Raw genomic sequence first — 23,218 nt, forward strand, 5'->3', positions numbered from 1 at the left:
GACAAACGGTCGAATTGACGGGAAACGCGCCAAGGGATAACCGAATATTTTGCCGTCCACCGACCGAAGACCTTGGCGTTTGCACGCAGCAAACTGAGGGAAAGTCGAATGGCACAATCCAAGAAAATGCTGGATCCGGATCCCCGGATTTATGATTTTGAGACTGAATATGAGCTGGGGCAGGATAACGTCCGGCCATTTGGTTTGGATATTCACAATCCTGTCTTTCTGATCTCGAGCATTGTGATCTTTGCGTTCGTCCTTTTGGCACTTGCAAACCAAGAGGCTGCCGCAACCCTGTTTGGCTGGCTAAGACCTTGGCTTACCAGCACATTTGACTGGTTTTTGGTCCTTTCCGTAGATGCAATCACCTTGTTTTGTCTGGTCCTGATCATCCTGCCTGTCGGCAAGGTCCGGATCGGTGGCAAAGATGCCCAGCCGGACTATTCCTATGCTGGGTGGATTGCGATGATGTTCGCCGCCGGTATTGGCATCGGGCTGCTGTTCTTTGGCGTGATGGAGCCGGTCTATTACAACTTTGCTGAAGACGGTAACGCAGTCCCGCTGGGCATTGATATCGCGGTGCCAGGCAATGAATATGCCGGTGTTGTCGGCACCATCCATCATTGGGGGCTTGAGGGTTGGGCGGTTTATGCCGCAGTGGGCCTCAGCCTTGCGATCTTCAGCTATAACCTTGGCTTGCCGCTGACTCTGCGATCCGCTTTCTACCCGATACTGGGTGAACGCGTCTGGGGTTGGTGGGGCCATATCATCGACACGCTGGCCGTTTTTGCCACGTTGTTTGGCCTGACCACATCGCTGGGTCTGGGCGCGCAACAGGTTGCGGCGGGGCTGAACGAGGTGTTCGGCATCGAATCCAGCCCGACTGTTGTCGTATTGTTGATCATCGGTATCACCCTGATCGCCTTGGGCTCGGTCCTGCTTGGCATGGATGCGGGCGTCAAACGGCTAAGTGAGATCAACATGATCATGGCCGTGGGGCTGTTTCTGTTTGTGATAGCGGTTACTGGTGTCGGCACCGCCATATCGCGGTATTTTAACGTGATGACCGATTATGTACTGCACCTGCCGGCGCTCTCGAACCCATTCGGACGTGAAGACACCAGCTACTTCCATGGCTGGACGACCTTCTACTGGGCCTGGTGGATCGCGTGGTCGCCCTTTGTGGGCATGTTCATCGCCCGCATCTCCAAGGGTCGTACGGTACGCGAATTCGTCATCTGTGCGCTACTGGCCCCCACAGCGGTCTGCGCCCTGTGGATGTCGACTTTTGGTGGTGCCGCAATCGACATGCTGAACGCAGGCGGAGCTGAAGGTGTCCGCGCCACGGTAATCGATAGTTACGCCCCCGAAGGCGCGTTGTTTGGCTTCCTGAAAGAGCTGCCTCTCTACGGTATCGTGGCTCCGATCGCGTTGGTCCTGATCGTGGTGTTCTTTGTCACTTCGTCCGACTCGGGTTCGCTTGTGATCGACACGATTACCGCAGGCGGCAAGATGGACGCGCCGGTAGTCCAGCGCGTGTTCTGGTGTACGCTTGAAGGTCTTGTCGCCATCGCATTGCTGCTTGGCGGCGGGCTGAGCGCACTACAGGGGGCGGCTGTGTCCACCGGCATCCCGTTCACACTGGTTGTTCTGATCATGTGCTATTGCCTGTGGCTGGCGCTGAAATCTGAACGGTCGAAGATGTAGTCGAACGTCCCAATAACACGAAACGCCCGCCGAATGGCGGGCGTTTTATTCGAAGGGGCGATCAGGCCAGTAACTCTGCTTCTGAATCCTCAATAAACGCGTAGGAATGCGTATTTATATCGCCGCTCCAACGCCAGAGTGCCACAAAGCCCTCTGGACCTGTGCGAAAGGCATGAGGCATCAGGCTGGGATGGTGGATCATGTCGCCCGGCTCGCGCATCCGGATGTCGTCTCCTGCGGTCCAGAGTGCGCGGCCTGCGATGAGAGCATAGGTTTCATCAGCATCATGAAGGTGAAGCGGATAATAGCTGTTGGGGCGCATATACACCAATCCAAGCCGAACATCGGGTGCCGGAATTGGGCCTTCCGGCCCCATCAGGGTCGCGACACTGATCATCGCGGCAACGCCTGCCTCGGTATTGCCTTCCACAGGGTTAGAGCCCCAGGGCAGCATAGTTTGTGCGCCAAGAACTGCGGCTGCGGCGGGATGGCGGCTGTTGGCAAGGACGGCACGAATACCATCATCCATGAGGCATGGGCAGATCGTGTCGAATGTGCCGCTTGGTGGTGTTTTCAGAAGGGTCCTGGCCGCATGTGGACCCATCGGATCATCCTCGGCTTCGTATACGGCTGATATTGCCTGCCGCATTTTCTGAAAAAGACTGTTGTGAACCATGGGGCTGCGCACTCCTGTGACACCCCCATCTGACGGTTCAATATGCGAGAATCTGCCACTAAAACGACTGAGGCAGGTCGGAATCGTGCCTAGTAGAATGCAAGCCGGCTTGTCCGCCCAATCTTACGAGCGTTCAATTCTGGTAGCGACACGAAGACCGCTGCGTTCAGAGACGGGAAAACAGATACGCCCGCCAAAATGGCGGGCGTGATAATCAAGCTAAGCTGGATCGAAAATCCGAAAAACGACCAAAGGTCGCTTAGCGGCGGATCCCCAGCTTTTTGATCAGGTCCTGGTAACGCGCTTCTTCTTTGCCTTTCAGGTAGTCCAGCAGCTTGCGGCGCTGGGCAACCATCTTCAGCAGACCGCGACGACCGTGGTTGTCTTTCTTGTGGGTCTTGAAGTGCTCGGTCAGGGTGTTGATGCGCGAGGTCAGGATTGCAACCTGGACTTCAGGCGAACCGGTGTCGCCTTCTTTGGTTGCGAATTCTTTCATGACTTGTGCTTTATCAGCGGCAGTAATCGACATCGGGGTCTCCTTCGAAGGTTAGAGTTAATGGCGCAGGCCGGGATGTCGTCCAGCACAGGCCCATGGAGAAATCCGCACCGATTCCGACGCGGATGGGCGCGTATAAGCGCTTTCACAGGAAATGGCAAAAGGTTTCTGGCGGTTCAGACGGTCGCAGCGAATTGTGTCAGATGTGCTTCGGTCACAAGCTGGATGTCCTGCTCCGCCAACCCTTCGGCGCGGTAGAGTTGCGCGACGTCTTGACCATTGATCTTGACCCGTGTCAGGTCCTCGTTGTCCGGGTCGGTTTCGATGGTTATCTCTGGGTCATCCTGATTGTCCCACGTGACCAGCAGTTTATCCTGGCCGACCTGAAAATCCATTATTGTCACGCTTTGCTCTGCGTCCGAGGAGCTCAGGACAAATTCATCCGCACCATCCCCGCCGGTCAGAATATCCGGACCATCGGCCAGCAAGACATCGTTCCCGGCGCCCCCATTTAGAAAGTCGGCGGACGACCCTCCCGTTTCATCGGTGCCGAAAAGGATGTCATCCCCATCCCCGCCAAACAGAGAGTCTGTCCCTGCGCCTCCAGCCAGTCGGTCCGCACCATCGCCGCCCTGCAAGGCATCATCCCCTTCTCCACCAAGCAAAACGTCGTCATCCTGACCGCCGTAAAGCTCGTCGTCGCCGGTCCCGCCAATCAGTTCGTCTTCACCGAAATGCCCATACAAGGAATCGTCTCCGGTTCCGCCGTCCAAGGTATCATCGCCGTCCTCGCCATGCAGTATATCCGCCCCTGCGTCGCCCGAAATATCGTCTGACCCGTCACCGCCGTGAAGCACGTCGTCTCCGAAGCCGCCATCGATACGGTCATCGCCGCCAAATCCGTTGATCTGATCGTTTCCGTCCTGACCTGTGATTTCATCAGAGCCGTCGTCCCCAGCGATGACCAGGTGCCCGTCAAATTCCGAAATGACTTCGCCAGAGCCAGGAGATTTGGTGTCGACCTGAGTTGGTTCGTCGACATTTTCGCCATCATCCAGCAGGTTGCCCTGCGGGATGTCCTCGGCCCCGGTTTCGTTGATCTGGTCCTCCTCCTCCTCCTCGTCGGAAAAGAAAACGTCGCCCATCGCGTAAGCGGCGCCACCGATGGCGGCCAATCCAAACAATCCAACCAGAAACATGGGAGTCCTCCGAAAGCACACCGCTCCGAGTTTGAAATATCCCATGCATTCAGAGGGTTGGTCAAAGCCAAGCTGAGGACGTGGTTAACCCTTTGTCACCCGGACCAGGGTTTGGGCTGTTGCGTATACGCGATGTATAGCGGGTGTTTTGGATGTCCGTCCTTGGTCAGCCCCAGATGGTACAGGGGGTGACCGGTCCCGCGCAACAACTGCTCCACGGCTGGCCCGCGTTCCAGATGTGCACCGTGGGTGCCCCAGCCCGCGATGACCTGATCGGCCCAATCGACACCTGACAGGATGGTAGCGTCGTTTTCCGGCCCCACCGGATCGGCGGCGGCGCGCATCTTGCGCGGATCGGTGTCGCGCCAGGCAAAGATGTTGGTCACCTGAAATGCCCCGAACCCCAGTGTCCGCGCACGACGTTCGCAGCGTTCGACGGTCGGGTCGTTCTGCACCTCGGTCGCCGTCGACGGGTTCAGCATCACGAACAGGGCCTTGCGCCCGTCAGAGTCCCAGATGCGGGTCAAGCTATAGCGATACTTCTCGCAATCGGAATAAACGGCGGTCGAGGGCGCGTCGCCCTTGGTATGGGAACGGGTGATCATGCCCATCGCCTAGCACGGCTCTCAGTCGACGAACACCCGGCTGGGGTGCAATTCGCCGGATTTATAGATACCCACGGCCACGGCCCTGCCATTCAGCGATGCCCAGGCTTCATCCCCGTATTCGACGTCCGACGCCAGAACCATGCCAGGGTTGCCGTTGCGCAGGCGGGTGGCGCCTTCAGGTGTGCATTTTAGTTCGGGCAGGTCGTTCAGACCAGTTTCCAACGGATTCAGATACTCATCCAAGGCAGTTGTTTTGGCCATCTCATCGATCTGTTCGATGCTCAGCCCGTCTTCGACCTCGAACGGGCCCGACCAGATGCGGCGGAGTTCTTTCACGTGGCCATGGCATCCCAACGCCGCACCCAAATCGCGGGCGATAGAGCGGACATAGCCACCCTTGCCACACGTCATCTCCAGCACGACGTGATCCTCGTCGGGGCGGTCGACCAGAACCAGTTCCTCAACCCAAAGCGGGCGCGCGGACAGTTCTACATCTTCGCCGTCACGGGCCAGCTTATAGGCGCGCTGGCCGTCGATCTTCACTGCCGAGAACTTCGGGGGCACCTGCATGATTTCGCCAATGAAGGGCGTCAGGGCGTGTTTTATGTCGTCGTCGGCTGGGCGCGCTGCGCTTTCGGCGATCACTTCGCCTTCAGCGTCGTCAGTATTGGTGGCCTGACCCAGCCGGACAGTGAAGGTATAGGCCTTGAGTGCATCAGTGATGTAGGGAACGGTTTTCGTCGCCTCACCCAAAGCCACAGCCAGAACGCCAGTCGCCTCGGGATCCAGCGTGCCTGCATGGCCGGCCTTTTTGGCGTCCATCGCCCAACGCACTTTGTTGACCACAGCAGTCGAGGTCATGCCCGCCGGCTTGTCCACCACCAGCCAACCGGAAATGTCGCGACCCTTGCGTTTGCGTCCCATACTGCACCTTGAATCTTGTCGAGGCGCGCGACCTAACGGATCGGTCGGGCGCTGTCAATTTAGCATGTAGAGGTCTGTTGTCAGGGAATATCCTGCACCACGCCCACGATCGGCCCGAGAGAAAACCCCACATCTGACCGATTGCTCGCCCGGTCATACATGCGAGAGATGTTACCGTCGAAGAACAGTGCGTTCGGGGTATTCAGCACGTCCCGGAACAGGCTGCCGAATTCGTGAAAGGTGACGTAATCTTCCGAGATCGCGAACACGGCGCGCGTTCCGTCGTCGCTGGTCCCAACTCCGTTGCGGATATAAAGCGAGGTCGAATCGGGCAGGAAGCGTGGGTGCAACTCTCCATCGACCACCAACATCGGGCCGGATTGCGTGGCGAAACGGCAATCGGGGCCCTGATCGACATAGTCCAGAGTTTCGAACACATCGGCACGCCCGTCACGGATGCAGAACACACCGTTGGGCAGCAGACCAAAGTTGCCGGGGCCGGCATTGGGGATCACGCGCATGACCTCCTCGCCCTCTTCGACATAGTGGCCGACGGGCGAGCGGTCGTCATGGTACATGCCGCCATTCATGGCAAAGGACAGCTGTTTGCCGTCCGGGGCCAAACTCTCATTCACTGAGGAGAAGTGGCCCAGAACCTCACCACTCTCGTCATTCAGGAACAGACGCAGGTCTTCTTCGGCAGCGTCCACTTCGCAGATGGTGTACCGCTTATCCGCATGGGTCAGTTTTTCACATGTGACCGCAGTGGCCTGCGCGGCCCAAAGAACCGCGCCCAGAATGACAAGCGTACGGATCACTCGTCCAGATCGCGGCGCACCGCGTCCTGACCGAACATCCGGCGGGTATCATCCAGACGGTCGAACGTGTCATCCAGACGGAACCGCAGATCTGGTGAGAATTTCAGGCCGACCTTCTTGCCGACCATGCGCCGCAACTCGCCCTTGTTGCGGGCCAGCAGTGCGATCACATCCTCTTGCCCCTTGCCGCCCAAAGGCAGCACATAGGCAGTCGCGATCTTCAGATCGGGTGAGGTGCGCACCTCGCCCACAGTGATCGACATGCGGTTCAGGTCGGGGTCGTGGACATCTCCGCGCGCCAGAACTTCGGACAGAGTGCGGCGGATCAGTTCGCCGACGCGCAGCTGTCGTTGGGACGGGCCGGGGCCATCGTGGAATTTGTTCTTTGCCATAAACCCCGATCTAAGGGCAAAGCAGGGCTTTGCCAAGCGGGCGCGAACCGGGTAGGAGGCTTTGAGCCGAATTGAGGAAAAGGACCGACGCAATGACCCATATTCCGGGGATCGTGATTACAGGGGCTTCGGGCCGTATGGGGCAGATGCTGATCAAGACCGTCACCGACAGCGATCAGGCGCGTCTGGTTGGTGTGGTCGAGCGCAAAGGTCACGATTGGATCGGTCAGGACGTTGGCGAAGCGATGGGCGGTCAGGCGCTTGGGGTCAAAGTCACCGATGACCCGTTGGAGGCGTTTGCTCAGGCGCAGGCGGTGATCGATTTCACTGCGCCCGAGGCAACGTTGGAATTTGCCGCCCTGGCCGCGCAGGCACGCTGTGTGCACGTGATCGGCACGACCGGAATGACGGATGAGCAAATCGCAGCGCTGGAACCGGCCGCGCGCCATGCGGTGATTGTCCGCGCCGGCAATATGAGCCTCGGCGTGAACCTGCTTGTGCAATTGACCAAAAAGGTTGCCGCCGCGCTGGACGAGGATTTTGATATCGAAGTGATCGAGACGCACCATCACCACAAAGTCGACGCACCCTCGGGCACGGCGCTGATGTTGGGTGAGGCTGCCGCCGAAGGGCGGGGCGTCAAGCTGGCGGACGCCTCTGATCGGGGTCGCGACGGTATCACTGGTGCGCGTAAACGCGGTGACATCGGATTCCATGCGGTGCGCGGCGGAGACGTTGTCGGTGAGCATGACGTGCTGTTCGCCGCTCCTGGCGAGCGGATCGTGCTGCGCCATCTGGCCTCGGACCGTGCAATCTTTGCCCGCGGGGCGCTGAAGGCAGCGTTGTGGGGGCAGGGCAAGGCGCCGGGGCAGTATGATATGGTGGACGTCCTCGGCCTTTGATGTGTGCGAATGATGGACGTCCTCCTCATTGGCGTTAAGATTCCGCCATGTGGAAATCGAAATCGGGCATTCTGACATCGCTTCTTCTGGTACTGTTTTACCTGACCCTACTGCCATTCATGCTGAACGCGTTTCACATGATTGGCGTGGGTCTGGACACCGATACAGCACACCCGAGTTACCTGTTTGTGAAAGGCGAAACCGTCGGGAATTGGGCGATGGTGCTTCACATTCTCGCCGGATCGGTACTGGTCGCGCTGGTGCCTCTGCAACTGGTTCGAAGGCTCCGGCTGAAATATATTCGTTTTCACAGGGCACTCGGCAGGATGCTGATCGCATTGGCGCTGATCACCGGGTTGGCGGGGATGACTTATATACCGCTGCGCGGAACGATCGGTGGGCCGGTCATGTCGGCGGCATTTTTCTTGTACGGCGTTCTGTTGTTCTGGTCTGCGCTGATGGTCGCGCGGATGGCCATCTCAAAAGACCGAGAGGGACACTGGGCTTGGGGCCTGCGGTTGTTCTGGCTGGCGCTCGGTTCGTGGCTGTATCGGGTTCACTATACGCTCTGGTACATATTGACCGGCGGCCTTTGGTCGAACCCGGAATTTACAGGAGCGTTTGATCTGGTTCAGAATTTTGCGTTCTTTGTGCCGTATCTTCTGATTGCCCAGATCTGGATCGGCATGCGCAGGTGCACGCATCAAGGAACACTTGTTCAACCGGGCTGAGCGTCCGAGGATGACGAAATCAAAAGTCTATCGCGATCCCTTTTTTCTCCCAATCGCCATAACGCGCCGGATCAGGGCCATCACGCCCACCCAGTTCCTTGGGCATTTCTTTAGCCTCGGCTTCGGCTTTGCGGCGGCGCTCTTCCGCCTCGGCCAAAGCGCGCTGGGCCGCGGGAGGCAGGTCTTTGCGTGTATCGCTCATGACTTCGGGTTCCTTTCCGTGCAGGTGCTTGATATACGCCCCCGTCCGCCAATGACAATGCGGGCAGAGGTCACACAAAGGCAATACAATGTCGGAGAACCCAACATCTGCGCGGCGCAGCGCCATCTATCTGCTGGATCAGATATTGGGCGAGGGGCGTTTGCTGTCCGAATGCCTTGCCGCAGGGGCATTGGACCGGCTGGACCCCGAGGATCGCGCGCGGGCGCAGCGATTGACGCTTGAAACGTTGCGCGGGTTGGAGCGGGCAGATCGACTGGTTGGCAATCACCTGAACCGCACTCCCGCCCTGACGGTGCACAACGCATTACGTCTGGGGGCGGTCGAGCTGTGCCATGGTGCAGCGGCGCATGGTGTGGTTAATGCAATGGTCGAGATTGTCGGGCGGTCACGCAAGCACGGGCGGTTGAAGGGTCTGGTCAACGCTGTGTTGCGCAAAGTGGCCGCGGAAGGCCCAGATGCCTGGTCCAAAATGCGCGTGCCGCGCCTGCCGGAATGGCTGCGCGAACCGCTTGTCATGGCCTGGGGCGATGAAGCCGTCAAGGGCATGGAACTGGCGCATTTCGCCGGGGCGCCGTTGGATTTGACTGTAAAGACGGATTCCGTCGCGCCCGGCGGAGACCTGTTGCCAACCGGATCGGTTCGGATGCACGGCGCAGGCCAGGTCTCGGCCCTTCCCGGCTATAAGGAAGGCGCATGGTGGGTGCAGGACGCCGCGGCGGCATTGCCCGTGCGCATACTGGCGCCCAAAGCCGGTGAAAATGTACTGGACCTGTGTGCAGCTCCCGGCGGTAAGACGCTGCAACTGGCCGCCGCCGGGGCCAAAGTCACGGCATTGGACATATCTGAAGGGCGTATTGAGCGCGTCCGCGAAAACCTCGCCCGTACCGGATTATCTGCGGAGGTGATCGTGGGCGATGCGCTGGAGCATCAGGGTCAGTATGACGCGATCTTGCTGGATGCACCCTGTTCCGCCACCGGGACCATTCGGCGCCACTCCGATCTGCCTTTTGCCAAGGACGGGTCCGAATTTGGCGAATTGATCGAGTTACAGACCCGTATGCTAGGCCACGCATGGTCCTTGCTGAAGCCCGGTGGGCGGCTGGTCTATTGCACCTGCTCGCTTTTGCCGGATGAAGGCGAAGTACAGATCGATGAGGCTCTGGCCTTGTACCCGGACATGCACGTGGACCGGGATGCCGCGATGGTTGCAGGTGTCGAGCCCGAGTGGATATCCGAGGAAGGCGGCCTTCGCCTACGACCGGATTACTGGCCGGAACGGGGTGGAATGGACGGGTTCTATATCGCCTGCCTGAACAAATCCGCCTAAGGGTACTCTTTTCGATGACTTGACGTTCAGACCTGTCTATCGTTGGTTCAGGCGCCGACAGAGCGTCGGGGGCAGAGTAACGAGCGTCATGTCACAGTCAGACACCATGGCAAACCGGTGGGTGCGGTTTCAAAATCGTCTTTATGTGCGGCTTGCTCAGCGGCGCAAGGCGGTGGCCGGGTTTGTTGGTCAGCCGGAACCGCGCACCGTTGGTTCGTTCGCGCGTGGACGGCAGCTGGTGGCCGGAAACTTGCTGTTTGCCGGTTATCTGGTCGAGGCTGAAGACACCGCCCTTTGGGATGTGACCGCCCCCAGTGCAGATTTTGACGACGAACGCCACGGATTTGCATGGCTGGACGATCTGGCCGCAGTTGGTGACATGCGCGCGCGGGAGAAGGCGCAGCGCTGGGTCTGGGGGTGGATCGAGGCGCATGGACGGGGTCAGGGCCCTGGCTGGGCGCCGGACCTGACAGGTCGAAGGGTCATGCGCTGGACCAATCACGCACTATTTCTGCTGCGCGGCGCGGACGAGGCGCAAAGCGAGGCATTCTTCCGCTCTCTGGCACAACAGACGTGGTTTCTGTCCAAGCGCTGGTCTGCGGCGACGCCGGGTCTGCCAAGGTTTGAAGCGTTGGCCGGTCTTGTGCAGGCCGGACTGGCTCTGGAGGGGTTGGAGCGGATGGCCGAGCCAGCCTTACGTGCGCTGGCGCGTGAATGCGTTCGGCATGTTGACGCTCAGGGTGGCATTCCCACGCGCAACCCTGAAGAGTTGCTAGAAGTCTTTACCTTGTTGTCATGGACTTCTGCCGCGCTCAGCGAAATTGGCCGTGGGACACCTGCCGCGCAGACCGAGGCGATCAAACGCATTGCTCCGACTCTGCGAAAACTCCGTCACGCGGATGGTGCTTTGGCCCGGTTCCATGGTGGAGGGCGCGGCCTCGAAGGGCGTCTGGATCAGGCTCTGGCGCAAAGCGGCGTCAAACCGCATCCAACCACTGGCCTGTCCATGGGGTTTGCGCGTTTGGCCGCCGCGCGCACCACGGTGATCGTGGATGCAAGCGCGCCGCCTACCGGCGCGGCTTCGTACAACGCGCATGCCTCGACGCTGGCGTTCGAGCTGACTTCGGGGCGGCGACCGCTGATCGTGAACTGTGGATCGGGGGTCAGTTTTGGACAGGACTGGCGACGCGCAGGACGGGCGACGCCGTCGCATTCCACCCTGTGCGTGGATGGTTATTCCAGCGCTCGTCTGACCGGACCCATCAAAGGCACCTCTTACGAGGCTATGGTTGATGCCCCGAAAAACGTCCCGGTCGAATCCGAGCAGGCATTCGAGGGAGAACGGTTGATGGTCGGTCACGACGGCTATGTCCGAGTGTTCGGCCTGACCCACGCCCGCACATTCGAGCTGCGCTTTGACGGTCGTGAACTGGTGGGCGAGGACATTCTGCTGACCACGACCGACAAGTCCAAAAAGCAATTTGATCGCGCCATGGATGCTGCAAGCCTGAATGGCATCCCCTTTGACATCCGGTTCCACTTGCATCCGGACGTGGACGCCGCGTTGGATTTGGGCGGTACGGCGGTGTCCATGGCGCTCAAAAGCGGAGAAATCTGGGTGTTCCGTCATGATAACGTGGGAAAATTGTCAGTTGAGCCAAGCGTTTATCTGGAAAAAGGGCGTTTAAAGCCACGCGCGACAAAACAGATCGTTCTATCTGGCCGCGCAATGGAGTATGCGACGCGCATCCGGTGGACGCTGAGCAAGGCACAGGATACAGCCTATGCCGTGCGCGACCTGCACCGGGACGAGCCCGATTTCGACTGACGCCAAAAGGACCTTTGGACCCATGACCGACCTTCACCCCGTGCGCCGCGCGTTGCTTTCCGTTTCCGACAAGACCGGGCTGATCGAGCTGGGAAAGGCGCTGGCCGAGCGCGGGGTCGAGCTGTTGTCCACCGGTGGTACTGCCAGGACGCTGCGCGATGCGGGTCTGGGCGTAAAGGATGTCAGTGAAGTGACTGGCTTTCCCGAAATGATGGATGGTCGGGTCAAGACGCTGCACCCGATGGTTCACGGGGGCCTGCTGGCTCTGCGCGACAACGATACACACGTGGCCGCGATGACCGAGCATGGCATCGGCGCGATCGACCTGCTGGTCGTGAATCTCTACCCATTTGAGGCCACCGTGGCCAAAGGTGCGGATTATGACGAATGTGTCGAGAATATCGACATCGGCGGCCCTGCGATGATCCGGGCTGCGGCCAAGAACCATGCCTTCGTCAACGTGGTCGTGGATGTTGAAGATTACGACAAGCTGCTGGGCGATATGGATCAGCATGGCGGCGCGACCTGTCCTAAATTCCGTCGTAAGCTGGCGCAAAAAGCCTATGCTCGCACCGCCGCCTATGACACCGCCGTGTCGAACTGGCTGGCCGATGCGCTGGAGCTTGCAGCGCCCAAGCGCCGCGCCTTCGCCGGCGAGCTGAAGCAGACCCTGCGCTATGGCGAAAACAGCCATCAGCAGGCAGCATTCTACACTGATGGTACCAACCGTCCGGGCGTGGCGACCGCTGTGCAGCATCAGGGCAAGGAACTGAGCTACAACAATATCAACGACACCGATGCGGCCTTTGAACTGGCCGCCGAGTTCGATCCCACCGATGGTGCCGCCTGTGTAATTATCAAGCACGCCAACCCGTGCGGCGTGGCCAAAGGTGCAACTCTGCTCGAGGCCTACAAGGCCGCGTTCGATTGTGATCGCACTTCGGCCTTTGGGGGGATCGTGGCGTTGAACCAGCCGCTTGACGCTGAAACCGCGCAGGAGATTACAGGTATCTTCACCGAGGTTGTGATCGCCCCCGGCGCGTCGGATGAGGCCAAAGCGATATTTGCCGCCAAGAAGAACCTGCGCCTGCTGACGACTGAAGGACTGCCTGATGTCACCGCGGGCGGCAAGACCGTGCGCCAGGTTGCAGGTGGTCTGCTGGTTCAAGACAAAGATAACGGCTTTGTCGGTATGGATGACCTGAAGGTCGTGACCAAAAAGGCTCCATCCGATGAACAGATGCGCGATCTGCTGTTCGCCTGGAAAGTTGCCAAGCACGTCAAATCCAATGCCATCGTCTACGTCAAGGACGGCGCGACTGTGGGTGTGGGCGCAGGCCAGATGAGCCGTGTTGACTCGGCTCTGATTGCCGCGAAGAAAGCTGAACGTATGGCTGACGTACTCGGCCTGCCGCAACCGTTGACGATTGGCTCGGCAGTAGCTTCTGATGCGTTCTTCCCTTTCCCCGACGGGTTGATGGAGGCTGCCGAAGCCGGTGCCACCTGCGTGATCCAGCCCGGTGGTTCGATGCGTGACGACGAAGTGATTGCGGCCGCCGACGAAGCAGGGTTGGCCATGGTCTTCACCGGCATGCGGCACTTCCGGCACTGATGCGGTATCGCATGCTCCTGTGGGCCGGTCTGGCGGCATTGCTGATCGACCAGATCAGCAAGTACCTGACCGTCCATGTTATGCGTGTGGCCGATCATCCCGGAGGAATCGACATACTGCCGCCCTTGGTTGTTTTCAAATACGGAGAGAATCGCGGCATCAATTTCGGCCTTTTTCAGGGTAATACCGAGGCCGCCCGTTGGGTGTTGATTGGGATATCTGTTGCCATCTGTATCGGTGTGCTGATTTGGCTTGGCCGTACGGTACCTAGTAAATTCATGCTGTTCTGCGGTGGGCTACTGATCGGCGGTGCACTGGGAAACGTGGTAGACCGGGTTCTTTACGGTTATGTTTTGGATTTCCTCAACATGTCTTGCTGCGGTATCGACAACCCGTTCGTGTTCAATCTGGCCGACGTGTTCATATTTGCGGGCGCCCTGGGCCTAGTGCTGTTCGACGGCAAAAAGCACTCGTGACGCGCCGGATGATATGCGATAAAAGCGCCTGAAACTGGCTGGAGACCATAATGCGGATGCCGCGCGCCATACTTGCCCTGACACTTGCTGCCGCGGTTGCTGGCTGCTCTGACATCGGTTTGCGCAATCTTCAGCCGCCGGGGCCAGGACCTGATGAGTTTTCGGTTCTGCCGGTCAAGCCGCTGACCCAACCCAAGGATTATGCCTTTCTGCCCGCACCAACACCGGGCGGTGGAAACCTGACCGATCCCAACCCGCAGGCCGATGCTGTCGTTGCTTTGGGTGGCAATGCCTCTGCGCTGAACCCAAATTCGGCGATTCCCTCTTCTGATGCGGCTCTTGTGACGGCATCCAGCCGCTATGGCGTGCCGGCTAATACTCGGCAGGTGACCGCGCAGGAAGATGCGGAATTCCGCAAACGCAAGCAGCGCTTCACCCGTCTGCGCCTGTTCCCAGTCGACCGTTATTCGCAGGCTTACAAGGGCGAGGCGCTCAATGCCAACCTACAGAACGAAGCGGCGCGCAGGCAAGGGCTCGAGACACCTTCGGCACCGCCGGTGGAATGAATTCTTCTTAACTTTCCGTCATCGGTCTTGAACCCGCGCGGCGCCACCGTAGTTTGAACACCATAAAACGAAACGGAGGACGCCCCATGGTTCGGGCCCTTGCATTTTCGGCTGCCCTATTTGCTGCCACCCCTCTCTTGGCCAGTGAAGGGCACGAGGCGGTTACGACGTTCACATTGGATAACGGCATGGATGTCGTTGTGGTCGAAGATCATCGTGCGCCCGTTGTGCAGCACATGGTCTGGTACCGGGCGGGCTCGGCGGATGAACCCATCGGGTCGTCCGGAGTGGCGCATTTCCTGGAACACCTGTTGTTCAAGGGCACAGACACACTGGCGCCCGGCGAGTTTTCCGCCACTGTTGCGGCCAATGGCGGCAACGACAACGCGTTCACCTCTTATGACTACACTGCCTATTTCCAGCGCGTCGCCGCCGACCGGCTTGAACTGATGATGCGGATGGAGGCAGATCGGATGCGCAATATCCGCCTGTCCGAAGAGGATATCGCCACCGAACGGGACGTAATCCTGGAAGAGCGTAACCAGCGCACCGAAAACAACCCACGTGCCCTGTTCGGCGAACAAATGAGCGCGTCGCAGTATCTCAATCATCGCTACGGCGTCCCGATCATCGGCTGGAAGCATGAGATGGAAGAGCTGGATATGGAGGACGCGCTGTCGTTCTATCAAATCCATTATTCCCCAAACAATGCCATTCTGGTTGTCACCGGCGATGTCGACCCCGAAGAGGTTCGCGCACTGGCCGATCAGTATTACGGTGTGATCCCGGCCAACCCAGATTTGCCGGAACGGGTGCGGTCGCAAGAACCGCCGCAAACCGCCGAGCGCCGTCTGACTTTCAAAGACCCTCGGGTCGCGCAGCCCTATGTTCAGCGCAGCTATCTGGCGCCGGAACGCGACGCGGGTGCACAGGAAAAGGCCGCCGCGTTGTATTTGCTGGCCGAATTGCTCGGCGGCAGCACGACGTCCTACCTGAACGAAAAACTGCAGCTTGAGCAGCAGAAGGCTGTCTATGCCGGCTCGTTCTACCGTGGTGTCTCGCTGGACGATACGACCTTTGACCTGATCGTGGTTCCGGCAGAGGGCGTGTCCCTGCAGGAGGCCGAGGAGGCAATGGATCAGGCCGTTGCCGATTTCATTGCCGAAGGTGTGAACGAGGAAGACCTGGACCGGATCAAGATGCAGCTGCGTGCAGCCCAGACCTATGCGCGCGACAATGTGGACGGGATCGGCAATCGCTATGGGCGGGCGCTGACCAGCGGGCTTACGGTCGAGGACGTGCAAGCCTGGCCTGATATTCTGCAGGCCGTGACCGGCGATGAGATCATTGCTGCGGCGCGTGATGTCCTGCAACCCGAAGCATCTGTAACCGGGTGGTTGATGCGCGACGATGAGGTGACGCAATGAAACGGTTTTTCGCATCTCTGATCGTCTGTCTCATCGCTCTGCCTGCTTGGGCAGAGATAAAAATCGAAGAGGTCACTTCACCTGGCGGCATTACGGCTTGGTTGGTCGAGGATCACTCGATCCCCTTCACTGCGCTGGAGTTGCGGTTCCGCGGTGGCACTTCGCTGGACGATCCGGACAGCCGTGGTGCCATTTATCTGATGAGCGGTCTGATCGAGGAAGGTGCTGGGGACATGGATGCGCGCACCTATGCGCGCGAGCTGGAATCTCTGGCAGCATCGTTCAAATACCGTGCCACCGATGACTCGGTCGCCATTTCTGCGCAGTTTCTGACCGAAAACCGTGATGATGTGATTGACCTGTTGCGGACCACGATCCACGAGCCACGCTTTGATCAGGATGCGATCGACCGGGTGCGCGCGCAGATTCTGTCGGGTTTGCGTTCGGATCAGACCGATCCGAACGATATAGCAGGGCGCAGCTTTGCTGAGATGGCCTACGGTGACCACCCATACGGGTCCGAAGGCAAGGGAACGATCGAAAGCGTTTCGGCGCTGACCCGGGAGGAAATCATAGCCGCCTATGACGGCGTCTTTGCCAAAGATCGCCTGTATGTGGGTGCCGTGGGTGACATCACCGCTGAAGAACTTGGCGCGTTGCTGGATAAGCTGCTGGCGGATCTACCCGAGACCGGAAAACCAACGCCCGAAAGGGCGGAGGTGAACATTCCCGGTGGCGTCAGCGTGGTGGAGTTCGACACTCCGCAATCGGTTGCCCTGTTTGCCCAGAAAGGCATTGATCGGGACGATCCCGACTTCTTTGCCGCCTACCTTCTGAATCACATTCTTGGTGGTGGTGGCTTCGAAAGCCGCCTGATGCAGGAAGTGCGTGAGAAGCGTGGCCTTACCTACGGTGTATCGACCTATCTTGTGCCCAAGGATCTGGCCTCGATTTATTTGGGCTCGGTGTCTTCGGCCAACGACCGGATTGCCGATGCGGTGGATGTGATCCGCGATGAATGGGCCCGCGCGGCAACCGAAGGTGTGACCCAGAAAGAGCTGGACGACGCCAAAACCTATCTGACCGGCGCCTACCCGCTGCGCTTTGATGGGAATGGGCAGATCGCCGGGATAATGGTCGGGATGCAGATGGAGGATTTGCCGATTGACTATATCGCCACGCGCAACGATCAGGTGAATGCTGTGACCCTGGAAGATGTGAACCGCGTTGCATCCGAACTGCTGGACCCCGACGGTCTGCATTTCACCGTCGTCGGGAAACCCGTTGGATTAGACGGTTGATCGTTATTGAGCGATAACACCAAACACGGCCCCGCCCGGCGGGCGGGCCGATGCCTGCCCAGGTAAAACGCGCAGATTTGGCAATTTCAGGCGTTACTCGCTGTGTTCTGAAATCAGCCCAGGAACTGGCCTTTAGTCATGTTACCGTTTTTGCCCTAATTACCTTTGCAGTTTGCCAGTAAACAATTCCCTCAGTCTGGCTCTCATTGTCGACAAGCTGAGTGCTGCTGTTCACGTAAATTATCCGAGAGAATCGCCCAATTCGCCTGAATCTATTGTTCTTCAAGGGATATGCCCTCAAAGCGGCAATTCAGTGGGTGTCGGGCCTAGTGACATATGAATTTGCCATTGCTAAGACTGAAATCACTTTTGAAAAGGGACCTAATTAATGAAAATTGAAGAAACCGCATTACCGGGCGTTATCGTTCTCACGCCGAAGCGGTTTTCTGACGCACGGGGTTTTTTCAGCGAAAGCTGGAACAAGAAAACGCTGGCCGATTTAGGAATTGAATTGGATTTTCTACAGGACAACCACTCATTGTCGGTAGAGAAGGGCACCTTGCGCGGACTACATTTTCAGGCTCCGCCGCATGCTCAGGATAAACTGTTGCGCTGCGGGCGTGGGCGGTTACTGGATGTGGCCGTGGACGTCCGAAAGGGCTCACCTACTTTCGGGAAATGGGTCAGTGTTGAATTATCCGCGGAAAACGGGCGTCAGCTACTGGTGCCAAAAGGCTTCCTGCACGGGTTCCTGACGCAGGAACCGAACACTGAGCTCTGCTATAAATGTTCCGATTATTATGCGCCTGAGTGTGACAGCGTGGTGCGCTGGGACAGTTGCGGTGTTGATTGGGGTCTGACAGGTAACCCGATCCTGTCCGAAAAGGATGTCAACGCCCCGGTTTTCGCTGAGTTTGACAGCCCCTTCGTCTGGGAGGGCCCGACGTGAAGCTTCTGGTGACCGGAGGGGCTGGATTCATAGGGTCAGCCGTGGTGCGTCAGGCCATTGGCGAAGGGCATCAGGTCATCAATCTGGACGCACTGACCTATGCCGCCTGCTTGGACAACGTGGCAAGTGTTTCGGGTTCTCCGGGCTATACGTTTGTCGAGGCTGATATCCGTGATCGTCCCGCAATGGACCGTGCCTTTGCTCAGCATCAGCCGGACGCGGTGATGCATCTTGCCGCGGAATCTCATGTAGACCGTTCAATCGACGGACCCGGGGCATTTGTCGAGACCAACGTCACCGGCACCTATACACTACTTGAAGCGGCGCGCGCGTATTGGCGGTCTCAGGGACAGCCTGATGACTTCCGTTTTCACCACATATCCACTGATGAGGTGTTCGGCTCGCTTGCCGAAAACGGCGTGTTCACCGAGGAAACACCATACGATCCGCGCTCGCCCTATTCCGCGTCCAAAGCAGCTAGCGACCATCTGGTGCGCGCCTGGCACGAGACTTATGGGTTGCCGGTTGTGCTGTCCAATTGTTCGAATAACTATGGACCTTACCACTTCCCGGAAAAACTCATCCCCGTTGTAATCCTGAATGCGTTGGCCGGTCAGCCGATCCCTGTCTACGGCAAGGGCGAGAATGTTCGCGACTGGCTGTATGTCGAGGATCACGCGGACGCGCTGCTGACAGTATTGCGGAAGGGTCAGGTTGGAAGGTCCTATAATATCGGCGGCGAGAATGAGGCCCGCAATATCGACCTTGTGCGGACGATCTGTGCAATTCTCGACGATAAACGCCCTAAGGATCGACCGTATTCCGAGCAAATCACGTTCGTAGCTGACCGCCCGGGCCACGATCTGCGTTACGCGATCGACCCGACGCGCATTCGCACCGAGCTTGGATGGCGCCCGTCTGTTACGCTGGAAGAAGGCTTGGAAAAGACAGTACAGTGGTATCTGGACAATGAAAGCTGGTGGCGCACCCTACAAAACCGGCATGGTGTTGGAGAGCGGTTGGGAGTGAGGGCGTGATACTTGTATTCGGCAAGACAGGCCAGGTGGGGCAAGAGTTGGCAGACCATCCCGGCGTCTTGTGTCTGGATCGGGCAGCGGCGGACTTGTCGCGACCCTCGACCTGCGCGGAGGCTATTCAACGGCATCGGCCTACCGCAGTGATCAACGCCGCTGCTTTCACAGCCGTGGATCGGGCCGAGGACCAAGAAGCAGAAGCTACCGTTACAAACGGTGATGCACCTGGTGCCATGGCCAGCACCTGCGCTGAACTGGGCATCCCGATGGTTCAGATTTCCACCGACTACGTGTTTGATGGCAGCGAAAACACTGGGTGGCTGCCCGGAGATGCAACCGCGCCCTTGGGGGCCTATGGCCGCTCTAAACTGAAAGGCGAGCAGGCTGTGTTGGAACAAGGTGGGTGTTACGCGATATTGCGGACCTCCTGGGTTGTTTCGTCTCATGGGAAGAACTTCATCAAAACGATGCTGCGGTTGAGCAAAGAGCGGGATGAGCTGACAGTAGTGTCCGATCAGATCGGCGGACCCACCCCGGCGAGGGATATTGCAATGGCCTGTGTGGCAATCGCGAACCAACTTGTCGCGGACCCCGGGAAAACAGGCATCTACCACTATTCCGGTACACCGGAGATCAGTTGGGCCGATTTCGCGCGTGAGATTTTTTTGCGAACCGGAATGGACTGTCGTGTTACGGACATTCTGACACGTGACTATCCGACGTCAGCCCGGCGGCCGCTGAATTCACGTTTGGATTGCAGTTCCTCCGAAAAGGTTTTTGGTTTGGACCGCCCGGATTGGCGGCCTGGTTTAACGAGTATTTTAAGAGATTTGGGAGAGATCTGATGACAGATCGCAAGGGGATCATTCTGGCCGGCGGCAGCGGGACACGTTTGTACCCGATCACCATGGGGCTGTCCAAACAGCTGCTTCCGATTTACGACAAGCCAATGATCTATTACCCGCTGAGCGTGCTGATGCTGGCAGGGATTCGCGAGATCTGCATCATCACGACGCCGCAGGATCAGTATCAGTTCCAGCAAACACTGGGGAACGGATCGCAATGGGGGGTCGAGCTCAGCTATCAGGTGCAACCCAGCCCGGATGGTCTGGCACAGGCCTATATTCTGGCCGAAGAGTTTCTGGACGGTGCGCCATCGGCGATGATCCTTGGAGACAACATCTTCTTCGGTCACGGGTTACCGCAGCTGATGTCGGCAGCGGATGAGAAACCCACTGGGGGAACCGTTTTCGGGTATCACGTTGCCGACCCTGAACGCTATGGCGTGGTCGCTTTCGACGAAGAGGGCAGGGCGCGGGAGATCATCGAAAAACCTGCTGTGCCGCCCTCCAGATATGCAGTGACCGGTCTCTATTTTCTGGATGCTACGGCTTCGGAACGGGCGCGCGCTGTAGAACCTTCGGCGCGTGGAGAGCTTGAGATTACCGAGTTGCTGCAATCATATCTTCAGGAAGGGTTGTTGCAGGTAGAAACCATGGGACGGGGATATGCGTGGCTGGACACTGGCACCCATGCTTCGCTTTTGGATGCCGGCAACTTTGTCCGTACTCTGGAAGAACGCCAGGGGCTTCAGACTGGCTGCCCGGAAGAGATCGCGTACCAACAGGGATGGATCAGCCGCGAAGCGTTGAGCCAAGAAGCCGAGAAGTTTGCAAAGAATGGGTACGGGGCCTATTTGACTGGTCTTCTGAACTAGAGAACTGGCCAATCGACCTGTTTGCATTGCACTGGCTCAGCGACCTGAACGCACCTCTTAACCGCAAGCAAAAGTTCATGGCTTGCCCTTGTCCCAGGCCGTCGGATTTTCGCGCGAAATGACGCGAGCGGACACACTGGGTAGCGCCCGGTTTCTGTTTGGTACATAATTTACATTATTTTCTTTGAGCAGGGTCAGCACCGTGAAACGGACTGGTCCGGAATTGTTGTATTGATGGTGGGTTTGTTGGTGAAAGATAGGGCTCGGACCGAGCAAAGTGTGGATCAGGATTTTGCGGACCCGCAGCAAAACCCTTATCGTCAGGCCATAAGAGCGATGCGCCCTACATTGGGTCTTGTGGGCTTGCTCAGCGCCCTTATCAACATCCTGATGTTAACGGGCCCGGTTTATTTGGTTCTGGTTTATGATCGTGTTTTGCCCAGCGGGTCAGTTTCGACCCTGAAACAGCTCTTTCTGATTGTGGTGATCCTTTTCACCTTACTGGGCCTATACGAATTGCTGCGGTCCAGGCTGTTGTCGCGAGCCAGCTTCAAACTTGATGAAAACCTGCGTGAAAAGATATGCGATTTCTGGCTCGTGAGCGCCATTGACGAGAAGACCTTTCCGAACAGCCCGCTGCGCGATCTCGAGATCGTTCGAAGCTTTGTCAGCGGTCCGGCGATCCTGGGTTTGTTCGATCTACCCTGGATTCCCATCTTCCTGGTGGTAGTCTTTTGGATACACCCCTGGCTGGGCATGCTGACCGTTCTTGGCGCCCTGATCGTGGTTGCCGCGGCGCTTTTCAATCGTTTCTCTACCCGAGATTCCATTAAAGGGGCTGCCCAATCTGACGAAGTCGAAAGGGCATTTCTTCAACGCACGTGGCGCAACGCCGATATGGTTACGGGCTTGGGAATAAAGCAAAGCGTAGTTCGGCATTGGTCAACTTTGCGCAAGGCCAGTCTTTTCCATGTGCGCGCGGGGGCTGAAAGGTCAGAGTATTTTGCAGCGTTTTCGAAGTCCTTCAGGTTGCTGCTGCAATCGGCGCTTTTAACGGTCGGCGCGTATTTGGCGATCATTCAAGAGATTTCGCTTGGCACGATAATTGCTGCCTCGATCCTGGCCGGGCGAGCGTTGGCTCCGATGGATCAGGTCATAGGTCAATGGCGCTCGATCGGACGGGCGACAGAGGCTCATAAACGCTTGTGTGACACGCTTGATCGGTTCGTAGAGCAACCATCGGCGACAGATCTAGGGATACCTGAGGCCAGGATCGTTGTGCAGAACCTGAGCAAGACCGCGCCTGAAGGCTGCCCGCACTCAACGAGACCTCGTATCCTGGATCAGATCGAGTTTTCCCTCGGTCCCGGCGACGGTTTGGTCGTGATTGGTAAGAGCGGTGCGGGAAAGTCCAGTTTGGCGAAATTGCTGGTTGGAGTATGGCAACCGGATACTGGCGACATACAGATGGATGGGCAGGCAGTCGACAAATGGCAATCCAGTGCGTTGGGGCACCATATCGGGTATTTGCCGCAACAGGTGGATATGTTGCCGGGAACAATTGCTCAGAACATCTCGGGCTTTCGTACGAACGCGAACGAAGAAGACATTACAGAGGCGGCCCGTATTGCCGGGGTGCATGACCTTGTCCTGGAAATGGCGGATGGCTTTGCAACCCATATCGGAACCTCTGCGCAACCGCTGTCAGGCGGGCAAATCCAAGGGTTGGGATTGGCGCGCGCCGTTTACGGTATGCCAAAACTCGTTGTACTGGACGAACCGAATTCGAATTTGGATGCCGATGGTAATGATGCCCTTGTCGCGGCGATAAGGAAACTGCGCGCCCGTGGATGTGTCGTAGTCATCATGGCGCATCGCCCAAACGTCATTGAAGCCGCGAACAAGGTTCTTCTGTTGCATGAAGGCCGGATGGTGCGGATGGGCAACAAGGTTGATGTTCTCGGAGGGGCGCATTCCAGATCGAAAGCCGGCGCTACTGTGAAAACCAAAAGGGGTGTACCTGCGCAGCCATTATCCATGCGAACGGTTGATATGACCGGGGACTGATCGCATGAAGCGGACCATGCCCCGTAGCAGGAGTTCTGTGCGATTGCTGGGCCAATAAAACGGCAGTTCGAATTAAAAGAACCTCTGTCATGGGTGCCATGCCGATTCCTCTGGACTGCCAGAAATGGAATCGATCAGCGAGCCGGATAAAGAATGTTTGGTTGCAGCGCGCCAGGCTGATTCCACCTTAGGAAGATTCGTGGGATTGTTTCTTGTCGTGGGGCCAATCTTGTGG

General features: G+C 58.1%; 23 protein-coding genes. 15 read left to right on the forward strand and 8 right to left on the reverse strand.

The annotated features are described in order from the left end of the window. The first annotated feature begins 108 nt into the window (after positions 1–108). Entirely contained in the window at positions 109–1,710 is a 1,602-nt protein-coding gene (locus AC2TDA_RS08290; protein WP_480877395.1) for a BCCT family transporter, read from the forward strand. Between the two features lie 61 nt (positions 1,711–1,771). On the opposite strand, the gene AC2TDA_RS08295 is transcribed toward AC2TDA_RS08290, so the two are convergent. The 7 genes from AC2TDA_RS08295 to rbfA form a co-directional block, all read right to left on the reverse strand. Beyond that, the gene (locus tag AC2TDA_RS08295) at positions 1,772–2,386 is read right to left on the reverse strand and encodes a dimethylsulfonioproprionate lyase family protein (protein ID WP_480877394.1); all 615 of its coding nucleotides are present in this window, start codon (positions 2,384–2,386) and stop codon (positions 1,772–1,774) included. A 259-nt stretch (positions 2,387–2,645) separates the two neighbouring features. Continuing rightward, complete coding sequence (rpsO, locus tag AC2TDA_RS08300; RefSeq protein ID WP_480845347.1) at positions 2,646–2,915, reverse strand: 30S ribosomal protein S15; 270 nt, start codon at positions 2,913–2,915, stop codon at positions 2,646–2,648. A gap of 143 nt (positions 2,916–3,058) precedes the next feature. Then, the gene (locus tag AC2TDA_RS08305) at positions 3,059–4,081 is read right to left on the reverse strand and encodes a calcium-binding protein (protein WP_480877392.1); all 1,023 of its coding nucleotides are present in this window, start codon (positions 4,079–4,081) and stop codon (positions 3,059–3,061) included. Positions 4,082–4,176: 95 nt separating this feature from the next. Continuing rightward, positions 4,177–4,686 carry a DUF1643 domain-containing protein gene (locus tag AC2TDA_RS08310; RefSeq protein ID WP_480877391.1) on the reverse strand — a complete coding sequence of 170 codons (510 nt, stop codon included), beginning with the start codon at positions 4,684–4,686 and terminating at the stop codon, positions 4,177–4,179. Positions 4,687–4,707: 21 nt separating this feature from the next. Next, positions 4,708–5,613 (reverse strand): tRNA pseudouridine(55) synthase TruB, encoded by a 906-nt coding sequence (truB, locus tag AC2TDA_RS08315; RefSeq protein ID WP_480877389.1) that lies wholly within the window; start codon positions 5,611–5,613, stop codon positions 4,708–4,710. An 80-nt stretch (positions 5,614–5,693) separates the two neighbouring features. Next, entirely contained in the window at positions 5,694–6,431 is a 738-nt protein-coding gene (locus AC2TDA_RS08320) for a phosphodiester glycosidase family protein (protein ID WP_480877387.1), read from the reverse strand. After that, positions 6,428–6,823: a 30S ribosome-binding factor RbfA gene (rbfA, locus tag AC2TDA_RS08325; protein ID WP_480845354.1), complete on the reverse strand. Its 396-nt coding sequence runs from the start codon at positions 6,821–6,823 to the stop codon at positions 6,428–6,430. Before rbfA ends, AC2TDA_RS08320 begins: the two co-directional genes overlap by 4 nt. A gap of 92 nt (positions 6,824–6,915) precedes the next feature. On the opposite strand from rbfA, the gene dapB reads away from it, so the two are divergent. Next, positions 6,916–7,725, forward strand: a complete 810-nt coding sequence (gene dapB, locus AC2TDA_RS08330) for a 4-hydroxy-tetrahydrodipicolinate reductase (RefSeq protein WP_480845355.1) — start codon at positions 6,916–6,918, stop codon at positions 7,723–7,725. A 47-nt stretch (positions 7,726–7,772) separates the two neighbouring features. Next, positions 7,773–8,456, forward strand: coding sequence for a DUF2306 domain-containing protein (locus AC2TDA_RS08335; RefSeq protein WP_480877385.1), 684 nt, complete (start codon positions 7,773–7,775; stop codon positions 8,454–8,456). 19 nt (positions 8,457–8,475) lie between these two features. Here the strand turns inward: AC2TDA_RS08335 and AC2TDA_RS08340 are convergent, their stop codons facing one another. Beyond that, positions 8,476–8,658 carry a DUF1674 domain-containing protein gene (locus AC2TDA_RS08340; RefSeq protein ID WP_480838152.1) on the reverse strand — a complete coding sequence of 61 codons (183 nt, stop codon included), beginning with the start codon at positions 8,656–8,658 and terminating at the stop codon, positions 8,476–8,478. An 88-nt stretch (positions 8,659–8,746) separates the two neighbouring features. Between AC2TDA_RS08340 and AC2TDA_RS08345 the strand changes: the two genes are divergently transcribed. From AC2TDA_RS08345 to AC2TDA_RS08400, 12 genes are all read left to right on the forward strand, one after another. Continuing rightward, complete coding sequence (locus tag AC2TDA_RS08345; protein WP_480877384.1) at positions 8,747–10,006, forward strand: RsmB/NOP family class I SAM-dependent RNA methyltransferase; 1,260 nt, start codon at positions 8,747–8,749, stop codon at positions 10,004–10,006. Positions 10,007–10,094: 88 nt separating this feature from the next. Further along, entirely contained in the window at positions 10,095–11,834 is a 1,740-nt protein-coding gene (locus tag AC2TDA_RS08350; RefSeq protein ID WP_480877383.1) for a heparinase II/III family protein, read from the forward strand. A gap of 22 nt (positions 11,835–11,856) precedes the next feature. Then, positions 11,857–13,446 (forward strand): bifunctional phosphoribosylaminoimidazolecarboxamide formyltransferase/IMP cyclohydrolase, encoded by a 1,590-nt coding sequence (gene purH / locus AC2TDA_RS08355; protein WP_480845363.1) that lies wholly within the window; start codon positions 11,857–11,859, stop codon positions 13,444–13,446. Next, complete coding sequence (lspA, locus tag AC2TDA_RS08360; protein ID WP_480845365.1) at positions 13,446–13,922, forward strand: signal peptidase II; 477 nt, start codon at positions 13,446–13,448, stop codon at positions 13,920–13,922. The genes purH and lspA overlap by 1 nt, the downstream gene beginning before the upstream one ends. Before the next feature lie 50 nt (positions 13,923–13,972). Next, positions 13,973–14,488: a DUF3035 domain-containing protein gene (locus tag AC2TDA_RS08365; RefSeq protein ID WP_480845366.1), complete on the forward strand. Its 516-nt coding sequence runs from the start codon at positions 13,973–13,975 to the stop codon at positions 14,486–14,488. 86 nt (positions 14,489–14,574) lie between these two features. Continuing rightward, on the forward strand, positions 14,575–15,915 hold the full coding sequence (locus tag AC2TDA_RS08370) for a M16 family metallopeptidase (protein WP_480877382.1): 1,341 nt from the start codon (positions 14,575–14,577) through the stop codon (positions 15,913–15,915). Continuing rightward, the gene (locus AC2TDA_RS08375; protein WP_480877381.1) at positions 15,912–17,216 is read left to right on the forward strand and encodes a M16 family metallopeptidase; all 1,305 of its coding nucleotides are present in this window, start codon (positions 15,912–15,914) and stop codon (positions 17,214–17,216) included. The genes AC2TDA_RS08370 and AC2TDA_RS08375 overlap by 4 nt, the downstream gene beginning before the upstream one ends. A 388-nt stretch (positions 17,217–17,604) precedes the next feature. Next, entirely contained in the window at positions 17,605–18,165 is a 561-nt protein-coding gene (gene rfbC, locus AC2TDA_RS08380) for a dTDP-4-dehydrorhamnose 3,5-epimerase (protein ID WP_480845370.1), read from the forward strand. Next, positions 18,162–19,202, forward strand: a complete 1,041-nt coding sequence (gene rfbB / locus AC2TDA_RS08385) for a dTDP-glucose 4,6-dehydratase (RefSeq protein WP_480877379.1) — start codon at positions 18,162–18,164, stop codon at positions 19,200–19,202. The genes rfbC and rfbB overlap by 4 nt, the downstream gene beginning before the upstream one ends. Next, on the forward strand, positions 19,199–20,044 hold the full coding sequence (rfbD, locus tag AC2TDA_RS08390; RefSeq protein WP_480877377.1) for a dTDP-4-dehydrorhamnose reductase: 846 nt from the start codon (positions 19,199–19,201) through the stop codon (positions 20,042–20,044). The genes rfbB and rfbD overlap by 4 nt, the downstream gene beginning before the upstream one ends. Beyond that, positions 20,044–20,916 (forward strand): glucose-1-phosphate thymidylyltransferase RfbA, encoded by an 873-nt coding sequence (gene rfbA, locus AC2TDA_RS08395; protein WP_480877375.1) that lies wholly within the window; start codon positions 20,044–20,046, stop codon positions 20,914–20,916. Before rfbD ends, rfbA begins: the two co-directional genes overlap by 1 nt. A 234-nt stretch (positions 20,917–21,150) precedes the next feature. Beyond that, positions 21,151–22,983: a type I secretion system permease/ATPase gene (locus AC2TDA_RS08400; protein WP_480877374.1), complete on the forward strand. Its 1,833-nt coding sequence runs from the start codon at positions 21,151–21,153 to the stop codon at positions 22,981–22,983. The last annotated feature ends 235 nt before the right edge of the window (positions 22,984–23,218 follow it).

The sequence above is a fragment of the Ruegeria sp. HKCCD6426 genome (assembly GCF_057221115.1).

Bases quoted from the DNA above. Each gene is read 5' to 3' on its own strand.
- AC2TDA_RS08340 (WP_480838152.1), bottom strand. From the start codon at position 8,658: ATGAGCGATACACGCAAAGACCTGCCTCCCGCGGCCCAGCGCGCTTTG.
- AC2TDA_RS08400 (WP_480877374.1), top strand. From the start codon at position 21,151: ATGGTGGGTTTGTTGGTGAAAGATAGGGCTCGGACCGAGCAAAGTGTG.
- AC2TDA_RS08370 (WP_480877382.1), top strand. From the start codon at position 14,575: ATGGTTCGGGCCCTTGCATTTTCGGCTGCCCTATTTGCTGCCACCCCT.
- rfbC (WP_480845370.1), top strand. From the start codon at position 17,605: ATGAAAATTGAAGAAACCGCATTACCGGGCGTTATCGTTCTCACGCCG.
- truB (WP_480877389.1), bottom strand. From the start codon at position 5,613: ATGGGACGCAAACGCAAGGGTCGCGACATTTCCGGTTGGCTGGTGGTG.
- AC2TDA_RS08305 (WP_480877392.1), bottom strand. From the start codon at position 4,081: ATGTTTCTGGTTGGATTGTTTGGATTGGCCGCCATCGGTGGCGCCGCT.
- AC2TDA_RS08350 (WP_480877383.1), top strand. From the start codon at position 10,095: ATGTCACAGTCAGACACCATGGCAAACCGGTGGGTGCGGTTTCAAAAT.
- AC2TDA_RS08345 (WP_480877384.1), top strand. From the start codon at position 8,747: ATGTCGGAGAACCCAACATCTGCGCGGCGCAGCGCCATCTATCTGCTG.
- rbfA (WP_480845354.1), bottom strand. From the start codon at position 6,823: ATGGCAAAGAACAAATTCCACGATGGCCCCGGCCCGTCCCAACGACAG.
- rfbA (WP_480877375.1), top strand. From the start codon at position 20,044: ATGACAGATCGCAAGGGGATCATTCTGGCCGGCGGCAGCGGGACACGT.
- AC2TDA_RS08295 (WP_480877394.1), bottom strand. From the start codon at position 2,386: ATGGTTCACAACAGTCTTTTTCAGAAAATGCGGCAGGCAATATCAGCC.
- purH (WP_480845363.1), top strand. From the start codon at position 11,857: ATGACCGACCTTCACCCCGTGCGCCGCGCGTTGCTTTCCGTTTCCGAC.
- dapB (WP_480845355.1), top strand. From the start codon at position 6,916: ATGACCCATATTCCGGGGATCGTGATTACAGGGGCTTCGGGCCGTATG.
- AC2TDA_RS08290 (WP_480877395.1), top strand. From the start codon at position 109: ATGGCACAATCCAAGAAAATGCTGGATCCGGATCCCCGGATTTATGAT.
- lspA (WP_480845365.1), top strand. From the start codon at position 13,446: ATGCGGTATCGCATGCTCCTGTGGGCCGGTCTGGCGGCATTGCTGATC.
- AC2TDA_RS08375 (WP_480877381.1), top strand. From the start codon at position 15,912: ATGAAACGGTTTTTCGCATCTCTGATCGTCTGTCTCATCGCTCTGCCT.
- AC2TDA_RS08335 (WP_480877385.1), top strand. From the start codon at position 7,773: ATGTGGAAATCGAAATCGGGCATTCTGACATCGCTTCTTCTGGTACTG.
- AC2TDA_RS08310 (WP_480877391.1), bottom strand. From the start codon at position 4,686: ATGATCACCCGTTCCCATACCAAGGGCGACGCGCCCTCGACCGCCGTT.
- AC2TDA_RS08365 (WP_480845366.1), top strand. From the start codon at position 13,973: ATGCGGATGCCGCGCGCCATACTTGCCCTGACACTTGCTGCCGCGGTT.
- rpsO (WP_480845347.1), bottom strand. From the start codon at position 2,915: ATGTCGATTACTGCCGCTGATAAAGCACAAGTCATGAAAGAATTCGCA.